This is a genomic window from Pseudomonas sp. 3HC3 (assembly GCF_044904505.1).
GTDB lineage: Bacteria > Pseudomonadota > Gammaproteobacteria > Pseudomonadales > Pseudomonadaceae > Aquipseudomonas > Aquipseudomonas putida_Y.
The window spans coordinates 1-20,894 of the sequence record NZ_JADDRH010000031.1 but is presented as its reverse complement, the minus strand read 5'-3'; the positions used below and the strand labels follow the sequence as shown (position 1 = coordinate 20,894).

The following is a 20,894-nucleotide window of genomic DNA, read 5'->3' as shown; positions in this document are numbered from 1 at the left end:
ATGAGCGAGAAAAACCCATTGCCAGTCGCCAAGGGCCGCGCCCCGGCGCTGCTGTCGCTGGTAGTTGCCAGCCTGGTGGCGCTGCCGCTGTTGCTGCCCTCGGCCACCCTGGCCACGGAGATCCTGATCTTTGCCATGGCCGCACTGGCCTGCAACCTGCTGCTCGGCTACACCGGACTGCTATCGTTCGGCCAGGGCATCTTCTTTGGCGTGGGCGCCTATGGCGCAGCGTTGCTGATGATCCACCTGCAGTGGGGCATATTCGCCGCGCTGCTTGGCGCAGCTGTGTTCGGCGCCCTCCTCGCGATGCTGGTGGGCGCACTGGCGATCCGTCGCACGGGCATCTACTTCGTCATGCTGACCCTGGCCTTCAGCCAGATGGCCTACTTCCTGGCCTATACCCTCAGCGGCTGGACCGGCGGTGACAACGGCCTGCTTGATGTGCCACGGCCGAATATCGAAATCGCCGGCCATGTGCTGGTCGACCTGGCCGATCCGCGGCACTTCTATGTGTTCGTCGCGTTGCTGTTCCTGTTGATCTTCGCCGCAGCCCTGCGGGTGATCCGTTCGCCATTCGGCAGCACCCTGCTGGCTATCCGTGAGAACGAGACCCGCGCCGCCGCCATCGGCTACGACACCCGTCATTTCAAGATTCTGGTGTTCATGCTGTCGGGCGCCATCACCGGCATCGCCGGGGCGCTGTACGCCATGCTGCTGCACTTTGCGCCGCTGTCGAACATCGACCTGATGATGAGCGAGAACATCCTGATCATGACCATCGTCGGCGGCACCGGCTCACTGTTCGGCTCGCTGCTGGGGGCCGGCGCCATCGTGCTGCTGGGTGACGTGCTGTCGGAACTTTGGCCACGCTGGCTGATGCTGCTGGGGGGAATCCTGATTCTGGTGGTGGTGTTCATGCGTGGCGGCCTGTGGGGCGGCCTGACCGAACTGGGCAAGCGCCTGCTGGCCACCCGTAATGCCGATGACAAACCCCAGGCCAAGACCAAGGAGACTCTGTGATGAGCGACTACCTCCTGGAAACCCGCCAGCTGGAGCTGGCCTACGGGCCGTTCAAGGCGGTCGCGGGCGTTGACCTCAAAGTGCGCGCCGGCACCATCCACACCATTATTGGCCCCAACGGCGCCGGCAAGACCAGCCTTTTCCACTGCCTGACCGGCGAACGTCAGGCCACGGCCGGCAAGATCCTGTTCAATGGCCAGGACATCATTCGCAAGCCGTCCCACGGGCGGGTGGCGCTTGGCATGGCGCGTTCGTTTCAGCTCACCAGCCTGTTCCAGAACCTTTCCGTGCGCGAGAACCTGCGCCTGGCCGCCCAAGGCCGTGATGGCCTGGGCGCGCTGAATTTCTGGCGCAGCGTCGAGCACAAGCGCAGCCACTGGAACACCGCCGACCAGGTGCTGGAGCGCCTGAAACTGAGCGCCCGTGCCGAAACCCTGGCGGGCGAGCTGTCGCACGGCCAGCAAAGAGTGCTGGAAGTGGGCATGTCGATTTGTGCCAAGCCCACCCTGCTGATGCTCGACGAACCCACTTCGGGCATGGGCATCGACGACATCCCGGTGATGACCGACCTGATCAGCGACCTTGGCCGCGACCATACCGTGCTACTGATCGAGCACAACATGAGCATTGTCATGTCGATCAGCCAGCGCATCACGGTGATGAGTCACGGCCAGATCCTGGTCGAGGGTACCCCTGAACAGGTGCGCAACGACGAGCGCGTACGTACCGCCTACCTTGGAGAGGCCGCCTGATGCTCAACGTCGATTCGATCCATTCCTACTACGACAAGAGCCATGTGCTCGAAGGTGTCTCGCTCAAGGTCGAGGCAGGCGAACTGGTAACGCTGCTGGGGCGCAACGGTGCAGGCAAGACCACCACCTTGCGCAGCATCCTCGGCATCGTCCGCCCACGGCAGGGGCAAATCAGCTTCAACGGCCAGCAACTGGTTGGCCGCGAAATTTTCGATATCGCCCGGCTCGGCATTGCTCTGGTGCCGGAACACCGCGGCATTTTCCGCCAGCTCAGCGTGGAGGAGAACCTGAAGATTGCCGTGCGCAAGGCCAGCCGCTGGCAGCTGGAGGACGTGTACAGCATGTTCCCGCGCCTGAAGGAGCGTCGCCGCAACGGTGGCTTTGCCCTGTCCGGTGGTGAGCAACAGATGCTCGCTATCGCCCGCGCCCTGCTCAACGGCCCCAAGCTGCTGATCCTCGACGAGCCCACTGAAGGCCTGGCCCCGGTGATTGTCGATGAACTGGTGAAGATCCTGCGACGGATCAAGGACGAAGGGCTGTCGATCCTGCTGGTAGAGCAGAACCTGATGGTCTGCGATGCCCTTGCTGATCGCCACTATGTGCTGGAGCAGGGCCGCGTCGCTTACCAGGGCAGTGCAGCGCAGTTCCGCGAGGACCCGAGCATCAAGAACCGTTACCTGGCCCTTAGCGCCTGACCCGACCTTGCTTACCTGTACCGGCCCTTTCGCGGGCAAACCCGCGCCTAAAAAGGTGTCACCACCCTCAGCCCTGCGAGGCCTTTGTAGGAGCGGGTTCACCCGCGAATAGGCCGGTACAAGCAACCCAGTAATTTCAGGAGAGATGAACCATGAACACCCGCATCGATCCCTCGCAGCACCTGCTCGGCCAAAGCCCTCTGATCAACCGCGAGCGCCTGTGGCAATCATTGATGGACCTGGCCCAACTCGGCGCCACCGCCAAGGGCGGCGTATGCCGCCTGGCCCTGACCGACCTCGACCGCCAAGCTCGCGACCTGTTCGTACATTGGTGCGAAGAGGCCGGCTGCACGGTCAGCGTCGACGCCATCGGCAATATCTTCGCACGCCGCCCCGGTCGCAACCCCACCCTGCCGCCCATCATGACCGGCAGCCACATCGACACCCAACCCACCGGCGGCAAGTTCGATGGATGCTACGGCGTCATGGCCGGCCTCGAAGTGATGCGTACGCTCAACGACTTGCACCTGACCACCGAAGCACCGCTGGAAGTGGTGGTATGGACCAACGAAGAAGGTTCGCGCTTCCCGCCCTGCATGATGGGCTCGGGCGTGTTTGCCGGTAAGTTCGGCCTGCAGGAAACCCTGGACAAGGTCGATGACCAAGGTCTGTCGGTCGGCGCTGAGTTGCAGCGCATCGGCTACGCCGGCCCGCGCGTGCCCACCGGGCATGCCGTGGGCGCCTACTTCGAAGCGCATATCGAGCAAGGCCCGGTGCTGGAAGACCAACGCACCACCATCGGCGTGGTCCAGGGCTGCCTGGGGCAAAAATGGTTCGACCTGACCCTTACCGGCGTCGAGGCGCATGCAGGCCCCACGCCCATGCACCTGCGCAAGGACGCATTGGTCGGCGCAGCCGAGGTGGTGGCTGCGGTCAACCGCGTCGCTCACGCGCACCAACCACATGCCTGCGGCACGGTCGGCTGCCTGACCTTGCACCCAGGCTCGCGCAACGTCATCCCCGGCCAGGTGCACATGACCATCGACCTGCGCCACCTCGACCCTGGGTACCTCGACGCCATGGTCAGCGAAGTGCGCGCAGCCATCGAAAACAGCACGGCGAAACATGGCCTGAGCTATCAGCTAACCCCGACAGCCGACTTCCCGCCGCTGTACTTCGCCGAGCAGTGCGTGGATGCCGTGCGCCAAGGGGCGCGTGCGCTGGGCCTGAGCCACATGGATATCGTCAGCGGCGCCGGTCACGATGCGATCTTCCTCGCTGAACTGGGCCCGGCCGGGATGATCTTCGTGCCATGCGAAGGTGGCATCAGCCACAACGAAATCGAAAACGCCGCGCCCCAGGACCTGGCCGATGGTTGCGACGTCCTGTTGCGCGCCATGTTCCAGGCCGCCAACCCGGGAGCCCGTTGAAATGACCCAGAAAACCGCGATTGGCGAACTCACCGCCGTCGAAATGCTCGAACTGTACCAGCACCGCCAGTTGTCACCCGTCGAGGTGGTCGACGATGTGCTGGCGCGCATCGACCTGCATAACCCGGCGGTCAACGCCTACTGCCATGTGGATGGCGAGGGTGCCCGCGCCGCCGCCCGTGCCAGCGAACAGCGCTGGCAACGTGGCCAGCCCTGTGGTCGGCTGGATGGCGTACCCGCCTCGATCAAGGACCTGACCCTGACCCGCGGCATGCCTACCCGCAAGGGCTCGCGTACTACCTCGGGTGCCGGGCCATGGGAGGTCGATGCGCCCTTCTCTGCCTTCATGCGTGAAGCCGGTGCAGTGCTGGTGGGCAAGACCACCACGCCAGAGTTCGGCTGGAAAGGCGTGACCGACAACCCGCTGTACGGCATTACCCGCAACCCGTGGGATACCAGGCTGACTGCCGGTGGTTCGTCTGGTGGTGCTGCGGCAGCCGCTGCGCTGAACCTGGGGGTGCTGCATCAGGGCAGCGATGCCGGTGGTTCGATTCGCATCCCTTGCGCCTTCACCGGCACCTTCGGCATCAAACCGACCTTCGGATATGTACCGCAATGGCCGGCCAGCGCCATGACCGTGCTGTCGCACCTGGGGCCGATGACGCGTACCGTGGACGACTCGGTACTGATGCTGGACTGCGTAGCGCGCCCCGACGCCCGCGACGGATTGGCCGGCGCACCCCGGCAGGCGCTATGGCTCAGCCAGCAGCAAGATCTGAGCGGCCTACGCATCGCCTACAGCGCCAACTTCGGTTACGTGCAGGTCGACCCACAGATCCAGGCACTGGTGGCGCAAGCGGTGCAGCGCCTGGCGCGGCTGGGTGCGCAGGTAGAGGAAGTGGACCCGGGCTTCAGCGACCCGCTAGAAACCTTCAATACCCTGTGGTTTGCCGGTGCGGCGCGGTTGGCCAGTGCCTTGAGCGATGAGCAGAAAGCGTTGCTTGACCCGGGGCTGCGCTGGATTGCCGAACAAGGCGCACAGATCAGCCTTGGCGAATACACCCAGGCGCTTGAGGCACGGGCAGAATTGATAGCGAAGATGAATGCCTTTCATCAGCGATATGACGTGCTGGTATCGCCGATGCTGCCGTTGGTGGCGTTCGAAGCCGGACACAACGTGCCGCCTGGGTCGGGGATGGCGCAATGGATGGAGTGGACGCCGTTCAGTTACCCCTTCAACCTGACCCAACAGCCGGCGGCCTCGGTGCCCTGCGGGTTCACCCGCGAGGGGTTGCCGGTGGGTCTGCAGGTGGTGGCCGGGCGCTTTGCCGATGAGCAAGTGCTGCGGGTGTGCAAGGTGTATGAGCAGCATTATCCGAGCCGGCACTTGCAAGCACCGATTACTGGCTGAAATCTGTGTTGGTTTCTGCGGCCCTTTCGCGGGTGAACCCGCTCCTACACGCACCGATTACTGGCTGAAATCTGTATTGGCTTCTGCGGCCCTTTCGCGGGTGAACCCGCTCGTGTAGGAGCGGGTTTACCCGCGAAGAGGTCCTCAGCCCAAACGCCCTTCTGGCGCATACGGCGCCGGGTCGATAATCGGCTCGGCCCCTGTCAGCAAATCGGTAAACAGCTGGCACGAAGCCGGCGCCAGCACCAGCCCGTTGCGATAATGCCCGCAGTTGAGCCACAAGCCTTCATGCCCTGGCACAGGCCCAATGTAAGGGATGCCTTCTGGCGACCCCGGCCGCAGTCCCGCCCAGTGCGCCACCACTGTGGCGCCTTCAAGCTCAGGCAACAACTCCACCGCCGATGCCTTCAGGCTTTCCAGAGCATCCCCGGTCGGGGTCTTGTCATACCCGGCATGCTCCAGCGTGCTCCCTACCAGAATGTGCCCGTCACGTCGCGGGATTGCATAGCGCCCCTTGGCCAGCACCATGCTCGGCAAGAAGTCTTCAGCGCACTTGAACAGGATCATCTGGCCCTTCACGGGCTCCACCGGCAGTTCAAGGCCAAGGGTACGCAACAGGTCGCCACTCCAGGCGCCTGCGCTGAGCACAACCTCATCCGCCGCCAGTACGCCATCAGCCGTCTGTACACCAGTCACGCGCCCCTTTTCCTGCACGAAGCCGGTGATCTGGCAGTGTTCGCGCAAGGTCACGTTCGGCAGCGCCAGCAACGCCGCCTTCAGCGACTTGACCAAGCGCGGGTTGCGCACGTTGGCCACGCCAGCCATGTAGATGGCGCGCTTGAAGCCCGGGCCCAGCACCGGCACCGCATCGTAGGCCGCCGAAATATCCACGGCACTCAGCGGCCGCTGCTCGCGCGCGGCCCAGGCCAACGCTTCGGCCTCGTCGTCCAGGTCGAGCCAGTACAGCCCGGTGGTGTGAACTTCGGGGTCGACGCCGGTGCTGGCGAACAGGCGCTCGCCCAGCTGTGGATAAAAGTCCTGCGACCAGTGCGCCAGAGCAGTCACGGCGGGGCTGTAGCGCCACGGGTACAACGGCGAGACAATGCCTCCGCCAGCCCAGGACGACTCTCGGCCAACCTCGCCCTGATCGCACACCAACACCTGGCCGACCTTGGCTGCCAGGTTGAATGCCGTCAGCAGGCCGATCACCCCGCCGCCAACCACCACTACTTGCTTGCTCATCTGTCGATCCAACACCTGAAGTAAAACCGCGATGCACCGTGCATCATTGAACCTTCAACTTCCCCAACAGTGCGTGCTGTGCTCAACGGCGCCCGGATTGTGCTGCACGCCAGCCTGGTCGAGCTGGAAATCGCCACAGCCATCCTGCGCCATCAGCCCATGCGGTAGCCGCCGGGCGCGCAGCGTGAAGGTGTCACTGTCGCGCTGGGCCTGAAGGCTGTAGTAGCGGGTACCTTCGGGCAAGACCAGGTCGCCTTCGGCGTATTGGCCAGTGCGCACGCGGTGGCGCTCCAGGCGCAGGGCGGCATCATGCAGCAGGCCAACCACTTCGCTGCGCGCGGCTCGCCGAAGCTGGTCGCTGTAACTGGGGTAGGCAATGGCTGCCAGAATGCCGGTCACGGCCAGCACAATCAACAACTCGATCAGGCTCAAGCCTTGCTGCATGTCAGTCTCCTCGCAATCTTTGCCGCCAGGTGATGCGTTGGGTTTGATTGCCGGCCACGGCGTAGACCGCTTCCAGCACATGCCGTGAGCGGCTTTGCTTGCTGACGGCGGTAATCCGGAACAGGCTAACCGGCTGCCCTTCGGGCATGTGTGCGGCACGTGTGCTGACACCCAGGTTCTGCAGCTGGAAAAAACCGGTCTGGGTACCTTGCCACTGCCCAACCAGATCGTGCGGCCTGGGCGGTGGCAGGCACGCGTCACAAGCGTCAGGGGGCGCCCGTTCAAGTTCGCGTACCCCAGCCAGCAAAGTGGCCTCAGCCTCTTCCAGCGCCAGCAGGCCATCGCTCAGGTAGCCGGTCATCCGTGTTTCCACCAGCGCGTCACGCAGGGCAGATGTGGCAAGCAGGCCCAGCAGGACGCTCAGGACCAAGGCCAGTAGAAGAACCACGCCACGCTGGTGAGTCATGACGCGGGGACCGGGTTGCGGATTGCGACGCTCAACTCATGGCGCTGCTGAACCTTGAGCGTGGGTTCGTAAAGCGTCAGGCTGATATCCACCCGTTCTCCCCCCGCCATCTGCACACGCTCCACACGCATCGCCTGCACATTATCAACCAACGGTTGAAATTTGCTGTTTCCGCGTTTGAACCTCAACTTATCGCCCTGGAACTGGTAGACATACCTGCTGACCGGGTACACCAGTGGGTCCCCAGCCTTGCGCTCTTCATCGACAGACACTTCGGTCAGGCAATCGGTGTGCAGAAACCAGTCAGGTCGACCAGCTTGCCCAGGCAACTCCGCCACGATCAGGCTGAGGGTGGACGCTTCGATCACCAGGGGGCGAGCGAAGACCTGCTGTAATGCCGGGTCATCGAAATCGGAAGGTTTCAGGCGCAAACAGCCAAACATGCCGGCCATGCGAATATCCTGGGCCATGCGCAACAACGCCTGCCGCGCCTCATCCTGCATGCGCAGCGCAGTACTTTGCAGGCGCCAGGCCTGGTGAGCCGATGCAAAGAGCTGACTGGCGGCCGCCAACAGCATCAACCCGATAGTCAGCGCCAACATAAGCTCAACCAAACCAAAACCACGTTGGCCGCGCCTCATCGACGCCCCCGTTCATGCTCGCTGTGCGCCGCCATTGCCGCCTGCCCATTGCGACGCGCACTGTCCACAGCCTGCAAGGCCTGCAGTTGCAGCCCCGCTGCGGCGAACATACCCACGGCCACGACCACAACCGCCAACAGCACTTCCAGAAGCGTCATGCCCCCTTGCCTTGCGTGCATCCCTGCACCTCCTGCGACTTTTCCCGTCATTGCTTTCAACTTGGGCGACTGGACCTCTTGTCCAACCGCCAGGAAGCTATAGCCAAGCACGTCCAGGGAGGAATGCACGGTGAAGCAACGCGGCGTAACACTGATACAAATGTTGTCGGCCTTGGCCGTGGCGGTGTTGCTGACGCAGTTCGGCATACCGGCCTACGCCAGAATGAGCGATGACCTTCACAGGGCAGCAGCAGCGCGTGATCTGGCCCAAGCGTTGCGTAGTGCACGCAGCCATGCGCTGTTGCAGGGCCAGCCGGTGCTGGTGCTAGCGCTGGACGGTAATTGGGGGAATGGTTGGCGGGTGGTGCTGGAGCATAACCGGCAGGTGCTACGCGAACAGCGCCTTGCAAAGCCGCTGAAAATAACCAGCAATCGCGGTGAGCAGTTCAAATTCAGTGCGCTGGGCGTGCCAATGACGTCGAGCAACGGCTGGTTGGGCGCAACACTGGAAATGTGCGAACGCTCCGCTGCTCGCAGCCGATATCAGGTGGCGCTGGCATCAAGCGGCAGAGTCAGGTTGCTTACGGAGGACCAGAGCAATGACCGCTGCTAGCGCGGTCATTGCAGGAGCGGTCTTGTGTCGCGCAAGGGCTGCAAAGCAGCCCCTGCATTGGCGGCGGTGCTGCCCGTCAGATCAGCGAGCGAACCCGCAGCTCCTTGGGCATTGAAAAGGTGATGTTCTCTTCGCGCCCGTCCAGCTCTTCAGCGCCAGTGGCGCCCCAGGCCTTGAGCTGTTCGATCACGCCACGCACCAGCACTTCGGGTGCCGAAGCACCGGCGGTGATGCCGATCCGCGCGGCCTGGTCAAACCAGCCGCGTTGCAAGTCCTCGGCACCGTCGATCAGGTAGGCCGGGGTGCCCATGCGCTCAGCCAGCTCGCGCAAACGGTTGGAGTTGGAACTGTTCGGGCTGCCCACCACCAGCACCACGTCGCTCTCGCCGGCCAGTTGCTTGACGGCATCCTGGCGGTTCTGGGTGGCGTAGCAGATGTCGTCCTTGCGCGGGCCGCCGATGTTCGGGAAGCGTGCACGCAGCGCATCGATGACGCGGCTGGTGTCGTCCATCGACAGTGTTGTCTGGGTGACGAAAGCCAGGTGGTCCGGGTCGCGCACCTGCAGGTTGGCCACATCTTCCTCGTCTTCGACAAGGTAGATGGCGCCGCCGTTGCTGGCATCGTACTGGCCCATGGTGCCTTCGACTTCCGGGTGCCCTTCGTGGCCGATGAGAATGCACTCACGGCCATCGCGGCTGTACTTGGCCACTTCAATGTGAACCTTGGTCACCAGCGGGCAGGTGGCATCGAACACTTTCAGGCCACGGCCAGCCGCTTCCTGGCGCACGGCCTGGGAAACACCGTGGGCACTGAAGATGACGATGACATCGTCCGGTACCTGGTCCAGCTCTTCGACAAAGATGGCGCCGCGGTTACGCAAGTCTTCCACCACGAACTTGTTGTGCACCACTTCGTGGCGCACATAGATCGGCGGGCCGAAGACTTCCAGCGCCCGGTTGACGATCTCGATCGCCCGGTCGACCCCGGCGCAGAAGCCGCGAGGGTTGGCGAGTTTGATTTGCATGCTCGGCTCCAGGCTTACAGGGCCTTCACCTCGAGGATCTCCACCTCGAAGGTCAGGGTCTTGCCAGCCAGTGGGTGATTGAAGTCGATGGTGACCTGGTCGTCATCGAACGCTTTGACCACACCCGGCAGCTCGGTGTTGGCGGCGTCGTTGAAGATGATCAGCAGCCCTTCGGACAACTCCATGCCTTCGAAGTTGGACCTCGGCATGACCTGCACGTTCTGCGGGTTAGGCTGGCCGAAGGCGTTCTCCGGGGCCACTGCCACAGTGCGCTTGTCACCGGCCTTGAAGCCGAACAGGGCGTTTTCAAAGCCCGGCAGCAGGTTTCCATCACCGACTTTGAAGGTGGCCGGGGCTTTATCGAACGTGCTGTCGACGGTGTCGCCGTTTTCCAGGTGCAGCGCGAAGTGCAGGGTGACTTCGGTGTTCTGGCCGATACGGGTGTCAGTCATGGACCGGATCCTCGGACTTCTTGCTCTTGAACATATCCAGCGCCAGCATCACCGCACCAACGGTGATGGCGCTGTCGGCCACGTTGAAGGCCGGGAAGTAATGACGGTTCTGCCAGTGCACCAGGATGAAGTCGACCACATGGCCCAGCACGATGCGGTCGTACAGGTTGCCAATCGCCCCACCCAGCACCAGCGCCAGCGCCACGGCCAGCCAGGTCTCGTTGCGCCCCAGGCGCTTGAGCCACACCACCAGCACCGCGCTGACCACCACGGCGATCAGGGCGAACAACCAGCGTTGCCAACCCGCACCGTCAGCCAGGAAGCTGAACGCGGCACCGGTGTTGTAGGCCAGGGTCCAGCTGAAGTAGTCAGGAATGACCACGATCTGCTGGTACATGGTCAGGGTGTTGTTGAAGTACAGCTTGGTGGCCTGGTCGACGACCAGGACCAACAAGCTCAGCCACAGCCATGCAAGGCGCCCGAAGCGCCCCGCTGCAGGGTTAGGCATAGTGGCGCACCTCACCCTGGCCGCTCAGGTTGTCGACACAACGGCTGCAGATTTCCGGGTGCTCCGGGTGGCTGCCGACATCGGCGCGGAAGTGCCAGCAACGGCCGCACTTAGCGTGGCCGGACTTGACCACTTTCAGCTTGAGGCCTTCGACTTCGGTGGCTACGGCTTCGGCCGGCGCCTGTGCGAACGGCACCACGCTGGCGGCCGAGGTGATCAGCACGAAGCGCAGCTCGTCGCCCAGCTTGCCCAGGTCGGCACTCAGGCCTTCGTCGGCATACAGGGTAACTTCAGCCTGCAGGTTGCCGCCAATGACCTTGGCGGTACGCTGGTTTTCCAGCTCTTTGTTCACCGATGCCTTCACCGCCATCACGCGGTCCCAGTAAGCGCGGCCCAGCTCGGTACCTTCCGGCAGCTCGCTCAGGCCTTCGTACCAGCCGTTGAGCATCACCGACTCGTTGCGCTCGCCCGGCAGGTACTGCCAGATTTCGTCGGCGGTGAATGCCAGGATCGGCGCGATCCAGCGCACCAGCGCTTCGCTGATGTGATACAGCGCAGTCTGGCAGGAACGGCGGGCGACACTGTTGGCGCCGGTGGTGTACTGGCGGTCCTTGATGATGTCGAGGTAGAAGCCGCCCAGCTCCTGTACGCAGAAGTTGTGCACTTTGGAGTAGACGTTCCAGAAACGGTACTCGCTGTAGTGCTCTTCCAGCTCGCGCTGCAGCAGCAGCGTACGGTCAACGGCCCAGCGGTCCAGCGCCAGCATGTCTTCCGAGGCCAGCAGGTCGCGGGCCGGGTCGAAACCGGACAGGTTGGAAAGCAGGAAGCGCGCTGTATTGCGAATACGCCGGTAAGCATCGGCGCTGCGCTGCAGGATCTGCTCGGAAACCGCCATTTCACCGGAATAGTCGGTAGCCGAAACCCACAGGCGCAGGATATCGGCACCCAAGGTGTTGTTGACCTTCTCCGGCTCGATGGTGTTGCCCAGCGACTTGGACATCTTGCGGCCGTTCTCGTCCACGGTGAAGCCGTGAGTCAGCAACTCGCGGTATGGCGCATGGTTATCGATGGCGCAACCGGTCAGCAAGGAAGAGTGGAACCAGCCACGGTGCTGGTCGGAACCTTCCAGGTACAGGTCGGCGCGCGGGCCGGTGGCGTGGCCAATGTCGTGCGAGCCACGCAATACGTGCCAGTGGGTGGTGCCCGAGTCGAACCACACGTCGAGGGTATCGGCGATCTTGTCGTACTGATCGGCTTCAGCGCCCAGCAGTTCAACGGCGTCCAGCTTGAACCAGGCCTCGATGCCCTGCTGCTCGACACGCTTGGCCACTTCTTCCATCAGCTCGACAGTGCGCGGATGCAGCTCGCCGGTCTGCTTGTGCAGGAAGAACGGGATCGGCACACCCCAGTTGCGCTGACGCGAGATGCACCAGTCCGGGCGGTTGGCGATCATCGCGTGCAGGCGCGCCTGGCCCCAGGCCGGAACGAACTTGGTGTCTTCAATGGCTTTCAGCGCACGCTCACGCAGCGGCTCGCCGGTGGTCGGCTGCTTGTCCATGCCCACGAACCACTGCGCGGTGGCGCGGTAGATCAGCGGGGTCTTGTGGCGCCAGCAGTGCATGTAGCTGTGGCTGATGGTTTCGGTGTGCATCAGCGCACCGACTTCGCTCAGCTTCTCGACGATGGCCGGGTTGGCCTTCCAGATGAACTGGCCGCCGAAGAATGGCAGCGACTCGACATACACGCCGTTGCTCTGCACCGGGGTGAGGATGTCGTCGTTGACCATGCCGTAGCGCTTGCAGGTGACGAAGTCGTCCTCACCGTAGGCTGGCGAGGAGTGCACCACGCCGGTACCGGCGCCCAGTTCGACGTAGTCGGCCAGGTAGATTGGCGACAGGCGATCGTAGAACGGATGGCGGAAGTTGATCAGTTCCAGCGCAGAGCCTTGGGCGGTGGCAAGGACCGAGCCCTCGAGGTTGTAGCGCTTCAGGCACGACTCGACCAGCTCTTCAGCCAGCACCAGCAGACGCTCGCCGGTATCGACCAGGGCGTACGTGAACTCCGGGTGGATATTCAGGGCCTGGTTGGCCGGGATGGTCCACGGGGTGGTGGTCCAGATCACGATGGCGGCCGGCTTGGCCAGCGAGGCCAGGCCGAAGGCCGCGGCGAGCTTGGCTTCATCGGCAACCGGGAAGGCCACGTCGATGGTCTGCGACTTCTTGTCGGCGTACTCGACTTCCGCTTCAGCCAGCGCCGAACCGCAGTCAAAGCACCAGTTCACCGGCTTCAGGCCCTTGAACACGAAGCCTTGCTTGACCATTTCGGCCAAGGCGCGGATTTCACCGGCCTCGTTGGCGAAGTTCATGGTCTTGTATGGGTTGTCCCAGTCACCCAGCACGCCCAGGCGGATGAACTCGGTCTTCTGCCCTTCGATCTGCTCGGCAGCGTACTCGCGGCACAGCTCGCGGGTACGGTCGGCGGAAAGGTGCTTGCCGTGGGTAACCTCGACCTTGTGCTCGATCGGCAGGCCGTGGCAGTCCCAGCCTGGCACGTACGGCGCATCGAAGCCGGCCAGGGTCTTGGAGCGGACGATCATGTCCTTGAGGATCTTGTTCAGCGCATGACCGATGTGAATCTTGCCGTTGGCATAGGGCGGGCCGTCGTGCAGGACGAACTTGGGACGATCCTTGCCAATTTCGCGCAGCTTCTGGTACAGGCCAATGCTGTCCCAGCGCTGCAGGATCTGCGGTTCGCGCTGAGGCAGGCCGGCCTTCATGGGGAAGGCGGTGTCCGGAAGGTTAAGCGTGGCTTTGTAGTCGGTCATTTCAGGCTCTTCGTTAGCGGTTGAGCGTGCCAATGTGCACGTGCGGCGGCGATATCCGCATCGATCGCCGACTTCAGCGCCTCCAGGGAGGCGAATCGCTGCTCTTCACGCAGCTTGTGGTGGAACTCCACCGTCAGGCGCCGGCCGTAAAGGTCGCCGGCAAAGTCCAGAAGATGAATCTCCAGGTGCGGGCGCCCATCACCGGCAACGGTGGGGCGCACGCCGATATTGCCGACACCCGGCCAAGCCTTGCCGTCGATCACGATGCTGGCCAGGTATACCCCGGACAGTGGCACGCGACGGCGCTTGAGCTGGATGTTGGCGGTAGGTGTGCCGAGCTGACGGGCCAGCTTCTGGCCGTGCAGCACGCGGCCTGTAATGCGGTACGGGCGGCCCAGCAGGTGTTCGGCCAATTCGAAGTTGCCCTCGGACAAAGCCTTGCGCACTTCGGTGCTACTGACCCGCAGGCCGTCCTGGATTACCGTGTTGGCGGCCTCGACGGTGAAGCCGTAGGCCTTGCCGGCCTCGACCAGGAAAGCAAAGTCACCAGCGCGGTCGCAGCCAAAGCGGAAGTCATCGCCCACTTCGAGGTGACGCACGCCTAAGCCGTCGACCAGGATGGCCTTGACGAAGGCATCGGCACTGAGCTTGCTCAGGCGCTGGTTGAAGGCCAGGCACAGCACCCGGTCGATGCCTTCGGTCGCCAACAGCTCAATCTTGTCGCGCAGCCGGGCCAGGCGCGCCGGCGCGGCATCGGGTGCGAAGTACTCGCGTGGTTGCGGTTCGAAGATCACCACGCAGGTCGGCAGGCCCAAGGCCTGACCGCGCTCGCGCAGGCGCGCCAGGATTGCCTGGTGGCCGCGGTGAACCCCGTCGAAGTTGCCAATGGTGGCGACACAGCCCCGGTGCTCGGGGCGCAGGTTGTGAAGACCTCGAACCAGCTGCATAACGCGCTTCTTGCTCATAAAGTGGCCGATTATAACCACACCCGGGCGCTGGTGACAGGCAGCAGCGCCCAAGGGCGGCGTGGAATGCGAAAAACCGACGCCTGACCCGCCAAAACCCTCAGTGCAAGGCCTTGCGAGCGAAATGTCGGGGCCGGAAGCCGCACAGGTACAGGCAACCAAAATACGTGACGACGCCCGCCAGGATCAGCGCACCAAGCCGCAGGAAGCGCTCAGGCATGATGCCCTGCTCCCAGGCCGGCATATAGTGCATGCCCGCCAACAGTACTGCCGACATCAACGCCACCGCCAACACAAGCTTGAGCAGGAACACTGCCCAGCCTGGCTGAGGCTCGAACAACCGCTGACTGCGCAGCTTCCAGAACAGCAGGCCGGCATTCAGGCAGGCACCGAGGCTGATCGCCAATGCCAGGCCAGCATGTGCAAGCGGGCCGACCAGGGCAAGGTTGAACAGCTGGGTGCAGACCAGGGTGAAGACTGCGATCTTCACCGGCGTGCGGATATTCTGCTGCGCGTAGAAACCCGGTGCCAGTACCTTGACCAGAATGATTGCCAGCAAGCCCACGGAATAGGCGATCAGCGCCCGCTGGGTCATGGCCGCATCAAATGCGCTGAACTTGCCATATTGAAACAGCGCAACGGTCAGCGGTTCGGCAAGAATGGCCAAAGCCAGGGTGCAGGGCAGCACCAGCAGGAAGCACAGGCGCAGGCCCCAGTCGAGAATCCGCGAGTACTCCTCGCGGTCCTTGTTGGCATAGGTCTTGGCCAGGGTCGGCAGCAGGATGGTGCCCAAGGCCACGCCCAGCACGCCCGAAGGCAGCTCCATGAGGCGGTCGGCGTAGTACATCCACGACACCGAGCCGGCCACCAGGAAGGAAGCAAAAATGGTGTTGATGATCAGCGAGATCTGGCTCACCGACACCCCCAGGATCGCCGGCAGCATCTGCTTCAGTACCCGCCACACACCGGCGTCCTTGAGGTTCAGACGCGGCAGCACGAGCATGCCAATCTTCTTCAGGGCTGGCAGTTGGTACAGCAACTGCGCCAGGCCACCCGCCAGCACGCCCCAGGCCAACGCCATGATTGGCGGGTTGAAGTAAGGGGTCAGCAACACGGCGAAGGCGATCATCGCCACGTTCAGCAAGGTGGGCGTGAAGGCCGGCACCGAAAAGCGGTTCCAGGTATTGAGGATCGCGCCGGCCAGGGAAGACAGCGAGATCAGGAATATATAAGGAAACGTCACCCGCAACAGGGCGGTGGTCAGCTCGTATTTTTCGGTGCTGTCGACAAAACCCGGAGCCGTCGCCCACACCACCCAGGGTGCAGCGAGGATGCCGATGGCGGTCACCAGGGCCAGCACCAGGGTCAGAAGGCCACTGATATAGGCGATGAAAGTGCGTGTCGCCTCCTCGCCTTGCTGGGTCTTGTACTCGGCCAGAATCGGCACGAAGGCCTGGGAGAATGCACCTTCGGCGAAGATGCGCCGCAAAAGGTTGGGCAGTTTGAACGCGATGAAGAAGGCGTCGGTAGCGACACCAGCACCAAAGATACGGGCCAGGATGGTGTCGCGAACAAAGCCCAGCACCCGCGAAATCATGGTGATCGAGCTTACTGCAGCCAGGGATTTGAGCAGGTTCATCGAAAAGATTCACGCCAATGACAGAGGACGCTGCCAGACAGCGTCCGAATGTGCGATACTCCCGCGCCTTCGCAGGGGAGCCAAAAATTCCCGAGTGTACAGGTCGCGCAGCAGAAAGGAATCTTTCCCTCTTGTTGGCGCACCGCTCGGCGGAACCTTGCAGGTGGCCTTGACATCCGCTCGACTGATCGGCATGATTCGCGGCCTATTTTGTTTGCTATTTACCTAAAGTCTTTCGAGGAGCTCGACGGTGGCCAACACACCTTCCGCCAAGAAACGTGCAAAACAGGCTGAGAAGCGTCGCAGCCACAACGCCAGCCTGCGTTCCATGGTTCGCACCTACATCAAGAATGTAGTCAAAGCCATCGACGCAAAAGACGCCGAAAAAGCGCAAGCCGCTTACGTTCTGGCTGTACCTGTAATCGACCGTATGGCCGACAAGGGTATCATCCACAAGAACAAGGCTGCTCGTCACAAAGGCCGTCTGAATGGCCACATCAAGGCGCTGAAAGAAGCTGCAGCTGCCTAAGCGACGTGCAAGTCGAAAAGCCGACCCTAGGGTCGGCTTTTTGTTGCCTGCGATTTATACACAGTCACCGATGCGCCTTGCTGCAACCTGCACATGATGACCGATATGCTTTGGGCAGCGCCACAGAGCAGGGGCCGCGCCAGGCGGCCCTACCCTTGCATCACTTGGCTATCTGAATCTTCGGCGCCCATTGCAGCCATTCATCCTCGGCCTTGTCGAACAAGGCAAAGGTCTGCCGCGGCCGTGCCGGGTTACCCATCTGCTCGCCATCTGGCGTTGCGAAGGCGATACCGCCATCGATCAGGGTTTCCACCGACTCGGTACGCACTGTAGCGCCCTTGAACAGTCCCCAGTCGAAACCGAAACCACTGCTGTTCCAGAAGCGGCTACCGCTGCGCACCAAGGCGGCATAGCGCGGCTCAATGAGGATATGAATCAGCACGCGGTCAGCGCTCTGGCCCAGCTCGAAGCCTGTCACCTTGCCCACCTTGACCTCACGATAGGTAACCGGCACACCCGGCTTGATCGAGCCGCGGCGTGGCGCACTGAGCGTCAATGGCAGGCCAACCTCTGGCCCTGCTACCTGCGGGGCTTCGGCCAAAGCAATGAAGTCGCGCTGTGGCCCACGGTTCTTGGCTGCTGGCTGCACTTCCAGGTACTGCCCACCAATCAAGGTGTCGAGGTTTTCAGTGCGCACCAGGCCCAGGGCCGGCTTGACCACCCAGAACTGCGTACCGGCACGGGCAATACGATCCGCTGCTTCGGTAATGCGCGCCCGCAGCAGCACCGCCTGCAGGTCATCGGTGAGATCAACGCTCTCGATACTGCCCACATCCAGGCCGCGGAAGCGGATGGCCGTGCCCGGTTTCAAGCCATCGGCACGCTCTACACGGATGGTGATCAACGTACCCGCACGGTTTACCGCTTCCTGGCTGTCATGCAGGCGGAAGCGTGGAATGTGCCGCTTCAGCGGTACATCGGGCCGTGGCGTGTCGAAGGCAATACCGCCGGCCATCAGTGTTTGCAGCGACTCACTCTTGATCTTGATACCCGACAAGCCGCCGGTCAGGGTGATCCCACTGACATTCCAGAAGCGCGACGAACCATTGACCAGTTTTTCGTACTCCTTCTCGATATGCACACCGATCAGGATGCGGTTGCTGTTACGGGCGAACTGATAGCTCTGCACGCTACCCACCTTCACCTGGCGGTACATTACCGGGCTGCCGACTTCCAGCGAACCCAAGGTATCGGCGAACAACACCATGTGCAGACCCGGCGCCTTGAGGTCGAGCGGCGGCGCCTTGGCGCGCGCCTCGAACTCACGCTCTGGCCGTGCGCCCTTCTCACCGGGACGAATGGCGATGTAGTTACCTTTGACCAGCGCTTCCAGGCCAGTGATTCCCGCCAGGGAAATCGATGGTTTGACTACCCAGAATTGCGTCCCCTCTACCAGGTAGTCCTCGGTCAGCGGGTCGAGTGTCAGCTCGGCCGAAGCGCTGGCCAGGTTGTCTTCCATCTTCAGGGCTTTCAGCGAGCCCACCTGGATGCCCTTGTACATGACCGGCGTGCGGCCCGCCTGCAGGCCTTCATAATCGCTCAGCTTCACTTTTACCCGGATACCCGCCTGGGCGGCATCGAAGTCCTCGTACAGACGGAACGGCAGGCTCGGATCGGTGGGCGGGCTGTCCTTGCGGTACTCCGGCGTGGCAAAGGCGATACCACCCGCCACAATGCTCGACAACGATTCACTGCGCACCTTCACACCCGAAAGCGAAGCATCGATGCTGACACCGCTGGCGTTCCAGAAACGCGTGTGCTTGCGCACCAGGCTGGCGTAGGCCGGCTCGATGAAGACTTTCACCTCTACGGTGCTCTGGTCCTCGGACAGGCGGTAGCTTTTCACCCGGCCAACCTGAATCTGCTTGTAGAACACCGGGCTGTCCCGGTTGAGCGAGCCCAACCTGTCGGCCTTGAGGGTCAGGTGCAGGCCTGGCTCAGAATCCGAGAGCGGTGGCGCCACCTTCAATGCCACAAAGCGCTTGGTACGCTCCCCCTCCCCCGGGCTAACAGCGATGTAGTTACCCGACACCAGTGTTTCAAGGCCGGATATTCCGGCGAGGCTGACGCTCGGCTTCACCAGCCAGAAACGCGTGCCTTTGTTCAGGTGGGGCTCCGCGGCTTTGTTCATCTCGATGGTAGCGATCACCCCCTGCGTGTCGCCCTTGGCGTCGAGCACCAGGCTTTTCACCTTGCCAACCGGCATGCCCTTGTAGATGACCTCGGTCTTGTTGGCGACGATACCCTCTCCGGACTCGAAGCGGACTTCAATTTCCACGCCAGCGTCGCGGTAGGCCTGCCACGCGAGCCAGCCACCGATCATCAGCGCAATCAAAGGCAAGATCCAGATGGCTGACCAGTTCGAGGCTGGGCGGGTTTTAGCCGTTGGCAGGTCACTCATGGTCGTCATCCGACTCCGTGTTATCCCAAATCAGTCGGGGATCGAAAGTTAAAGCGGCAAGCATTGTCAGGATCACCACAGTTGCGAAGGCGACAGCGCCCAGGTTGGCTTCGACACTGGCTATTCGGCCAAAATTCACCACTGCCACCAGGATGGCAATGACGAAGATATCCAGCATGGACCAGCGCCCAATGAATTCGATGAAGCGGTACATCAATATCCGCTGCCGGGCTGAAAGCGGTTGCCGCCGCTGAACGGAGTACAACAGCAAGCCGATGCCCACCAGCTTGAACGTGGGGACCAGGATACTGGCAATGAACACCACAGCCGCAATAGGCACCATGCCGTGTTTGAGCAGGGTGATTACACCGGACATGATGGTGTCCGGGCTGCCCTGACCGAGGGTACTCACGGTCATGATCGGCAGTATGTTGGCCGGGATGTAGAGGATCGATGCCGCAATCAGCAACGCCCAGGTGCGCACGATACTGTTCGGCCGGCGTGCATGCACGATAGCGCCGCAGCGTGTGCAGGTTTGCGCAGTGCTGTCTGGCTCTTGCCTGTTCAACTCGTGACACTCATTGCAGACAACAATGCCTGCGTCAATCGCCCGCATGCAGGTCCTCCCCTGATAATGCACTCCAGATCTGGTGGGGCGACATCACCACCTCGAGCCATACCTGGATCAATAACAGACTGATGAAACAGAACAGCCCAAGGCCCACGGTCAGTTCGGCCAGGTCCACCAGTTTGACGATGGCCACCAGCACCCCCATGAAATAGACCTCGAGCATGCCCCAGTCACGCAGGTGGTGATAGATACGGTAGAAGACCAGGCCGTAGTCACGCCCGAAGTTCAGGCGGATGCTCAACAGGACGGCCAGTTGGCAGAGCAGTTTCGCCAGTGGGATGACCATGCTACAGAGCAACACCACCACGGCAACACCACGCATTCCCGAGTTGTACAGGCCTAGCACGCCGCTCCAGACCGTATCGTCCGAAGTCTGACCAAGCAGGTGCAACTGCATGATCGGCAGGAAATTGGCCGGCACGAACAGCAAAAGGGCCGCCAGCACCAAGGCCAGGCTGCGATTGACCACATTGTGCCGGTGGGCATAGAGCTCATAGCCGCAGCGCGGGCAATGGGCTTTTTCATCATGCTGCAGCACAGGCTTGCGTAGCAGCAGGTCGCATTCATGACAGGCGACAAGCTCGTCCAACGGCAACTGGGCCAGGGTTTCAGGTTCGACAGGATTGGACATATAGCGCTTCTGAATAGGTGCGTGGGACTATTCTAGTGTTCTGGCTCGAATTGTGGGAGGCGACGTTGGCCTTGAGGGTATACGCCCCTGCCTTGGCGTTGCACCCTTCTCTGTAAAAGCGGGTTTACCCGCGAACCCTGTAGGAGCGGGTTTACCCGCGAACACCGGCGAAGCCGGTGCCCTCCACCGAGTTGCCTGCTTCACGGCATGCCCACAGTGATTCAAACAAGCCCAGGCTTTTTTGCCCACAAAGACAAAACCCCTACCTGCATGCGCAGATAGGGGTTTTGCGAAATGAATCTTGACGATGACCTACTCTCACATGGGGAAACCCCACACTACCATCGGCGATGCATCG

The 20,894-nt window shown here is 62.3% G+C and carries 21 protein-coding genes; 7 read left to right on the top strand and 14 right to left on the bottom strand.

Features of this window, described 5'->3' with window-relative positions:
* The 5 genes from INQ47_RS24825 (at position 1) to INQ47_RS24805 (ending at position 5,308) form a co-directional block, all read left to right on the top strand.
* Positions 1 to 1,020, top strand: a complete 1,020-nt coding sequence (locus INQ47_RS24825; protein WP_252459375.1) for a branched-chain amino acid ABC transporter permease — start codon at positions 1 to 3, stop codon at positions 1,018 to 1,020.
* Positions 1,020 to 1,772: an ABC transporter ATP-binding protein gene (locus tag INQ47_RS24820; RefSeq protein ID WP_012051121.1), complete on the top strand. Its 753-nt coding sequence runs from the start codon at positions 1,020 to 1,022 to the stop codon at positions 1,770 to 1,772. Before INQ47_RS24825 ends, INQ47_RS24820 begins: the two co-directional genes overlap by 1 nt.
* Positions 1,772 to 2,467, top strand: coding sequence for an ABC transporter ATP-binding protein (locus INQ47_RS24815; protein WP_012051120.1), 696 nt, complete (start codon positions 1,772 to 1,774; stop codon positions 2,465 to 2,467). Before INQ47_RS24820 ends, INQ47_RS24815 begins: the two co-directional genes overlap by 1 nt.
* A 152-nt stretch (positions 2,468 to 2,619) precedes the next feature.
* Positions 2,620 to 3,897 carry a Zn-dependent hydrolase gene (locus INQ47_RS24810; protein ID WP_404702829.1) on the top strand — a complete coding sequence of 426 codons (1,278 nt, stop codon included), beginning with the start codon at positions 2,620 to 2,622 and terminating at the stop codon, positions 3,895 to 3,897.
* A 1-nt stretch (position 3,898) separates the two neighbouring features.
* Positions 3,899 to 5,308 carry an amidase gene (locus INQ47_RS24805; protein ID WP_404702828.1) on the top strand — a complete coding sequence of 470 codons (1,410 nt, stop codon included), beginning with the start codon at positions 3,899 to 3,901 and terminating at the stop codon, positions 5,306 to 5,308.
* Positions 5,309 to 5,452: 144 nt separating this feature from the next.
* Here INQ47_RS24805 and thiO read toward each other — a convergent pair whose 3' ends face one another.
* Genes thiO through INQ47_RS24780 form a run of 5 tightly spaced genes read right to left on the bottom strand, consistent with a single transcriptional unit; the run spans position 5,453 to position 8,280 of the window.
* Entirely contained in the window at positions 5,453 to 6,550 is a 1,098-nt protein-coding gene (thiO, locus tag INQ47_RS24800; RefSeq protein ID WP_404702827.1) for a glycine oxidase ThiO, read from the bottom strand.
* A 54-nt stretch (positions 6,551 to 6,604) separates the two neighbouring features.
* Positions 6,605 to 6,994 (bottom strand): type IV pilin protein, encoded by a 390-nt coding sequence (locus INQ47_RS24795; RefSeq protein ID WP_010951877.1) that lies wholly within the window; start codon positions 6,992 to 6,994, stop codon positions 6,605 to 6,607.
* 1 nt (position 6,995) lies between these two features.
* Entirely contained in the window at positions 6,996 to 7,460 is a 465-nt protein-coding gene (locus INQ47_RS24790; RefSeq protein WP_252459372.1) for a hypothetical protein, read from the bottom strand.
* Positions 7,457 to 8,101, bottom strand: a complete 645-nt coding sequence (locus INQ47_RS24785; RefSeq protein WP_252459371.1) for a PilW family protein — start codon at positions 8,099 to 8,101, stop codon at positions 7,457 to 7,459. Before INQ47_RS24785 ends, INQ47_RS24790 begins: the two co-directional genes overlap by 4 nt.
* On the bottom strand, positions 8,098 to 8,280 hold the full coding sequence (locus tag INQ47_RS24780) for a prepilin-type N-terminal cleavage/methylation domain-containing protein (protein ID WP_049588116.1): 183 nt from the start codon (positions 8,278 to 8,280) through the stop codon (positions 8,098 to 8,100). Before INQ47_RS24780 ends, INQ47_RS24785 begins: the two co-directional genes overlap by 4 nt.
* Before the next feature lie 109 nt (positions 8,281 to 8,389).
* On the opposite strand from INQ47_RS24780, the gene INQ47_RS24775 reads away from it, so the two are divergent.
* The gene (locus INQ47_RS24775) at positions 8,390 to 8,872 is read left to right on the top strand and encodes a GspH/FimT family pseudopilin (RefSeq protein WP_209968137.1); all 483 of its coding nucleotides are present in this window, start codon (positions 8,390 to 8,392) and stop codon (positions 8,870 to 8,872) included.
* Positions 8,873 to 8,948: 76 nt separating this feature from the next.
* Here INQ47_RS24775 and ispH read toward each other — a convergent pair whose 3' ends face one another.
* The 6 genes from ispH to murJ form a co-directional block, all read right to left on the bottom strand.
* On the bottom strand, positions 8,949 to 9,896 hold the full coding sequence (gene ispH, locus INQ47_RS24770) for a 4-hydroxy-3-methylbut-2-enyl diphosphate reductase (protein ID WP_010951872.1): 948 nt from the start codon (positions 9,894 to 9,896) through the stop codon (positions 8,949 to 8,951).
* A gap of 14 nt (positions 9,897 to 9,910) precedes the next feature.
* Positions 9,911 to 10,348 (bottom strand): FKBP-type peptidyl-prolyl cis-trans isomerase, encoded by a 438-nt coding sequence (gene fkpB / locus INQ47_RS24765; protein ID WP_010951871.1) that lies wholly within the window; start codon positions 10,346 to 10,348, stop codon positions 9,911 to 9,913.
* Positions 10,341 to 10,856 (bottom strand): signal peptidase II, encoded by a 516-nt coding sequence (gene lspA / locus INQ47_RS24760; protein ID WP_176685739.1) that lies wholly within the window; start codon positions 10,854 to 10,856, stop codon positions 10,341 to 10,343. Before lspA ends, fkpB begins: the two co-directional genes overlap by 8 nt.
* Complete coding sequence (gene ileS, locus INQ47_RS24755; protein WP_404702826.1) at positions 10,849 to 13,680, bottom strand: isoleucine--tRNA ligase; 2,832 nt, start codon at positions 13,678 to 13,680, stop codon at positions 10,849 to 10,851. The genes lspA and ileS overlap by 8 nt, the downstream gene beginning before the upstream one ends.
* Positions 13,677 to 14,627 (bottom strand): bifunctional riboflavin kinase/FAD synthetase, encoded by a 951-nt coding sequence (gene ribF, locus INQ47_RS24750; protein WP_252459369.1) that lies wholly within the window; start codon positions 14,625 to 14,627, stop codon positions 13,677 to 13,679. Before ribF ends, ileS begins: the two co-directional genes overlap by 4 nt.
* 118 nt (positions 14,628 to 14,745) lie before the next feature.
* Positions 14,746 to 16,284, bottom strand: a complete 1,539-nt coding sequence (gene murJ, locus INQ47_RS24745; RefSeq protein WP_274149619.1) for a murein biosynthesis integral membrane protein MurJ — start codon at positions 16,282 to 16,284, stop codon at positions 14,746 to 14,748.
* Positions 16,285 to 16,534: 250 nt separating this feature from the next.
* On the opposite strand from murJ, the gene rpsT reads away from it, so the two are divergent.
* Positions 16,535 to 16,813: a 30S ribosomal protein S20 gene (gene rpsT, locus INQ47_RS24740; RefSeq protein WP_003247625.1), complete on the top strand. Its 279-nt coding sequence runs from the start codon at positions 16,535 to 16,537 to the stop codon at positions 16,811 to 16,813.
* A gap of 160 nt (positions 16,814 to 16,973) precedes the next feature.
* On the opposite strand, the gene INQ47_RS24735 is transcribed toward rpsT, so the two are convergent.
* From INQ47_RS24735 to INQ47_RS24725, 3 genes are read right to left on the bottom strand one after another with little or no spacing between them, the layout of a single operon-like run.
* Positions 16,974 to 19,274: an MlaD family protein gene (locus tag INQ47_RS24735; RefSeq protein WP_404702825.1), complete on the bottom strand. Its 2,301-nt coding sequence runs from the start codon at positions 19,272 to 19,274 to the stop codon at positions 16,974 to 16,976.
* The gene (locus INQ47_RS24730; RefSeq protein WP_252459366.1) at positions 19,267 to 19,890 is read right to left on the bottom strand and encodes a paraquat-inducible protein A; all 624 of its coding nucleotides are present in this window, start codon (positions 19,888 to 19,890) and stop codon (positions 19,267 to 19,269) included. The genes INQ47_RS24735 and INQ47_RS24730 overlap by 8 nt, the downstream gene beginning before the upstream one ends.
* Entirely contained in the window at positions 19,877 to 20,536 is a 660-nt protein-coding gene (locus tag INQ47_RS24725) for a paraquat-inducible protein A (protein ID WP_252459365.1), read from the bottom strand. Before INQ47_RS24725 ends, INQ47_RS24730 begins: the two co-directional genes overlap by 14 nt.
* Positions 20,537 to 20,894 lie beyond the last annotated feature (358 nt).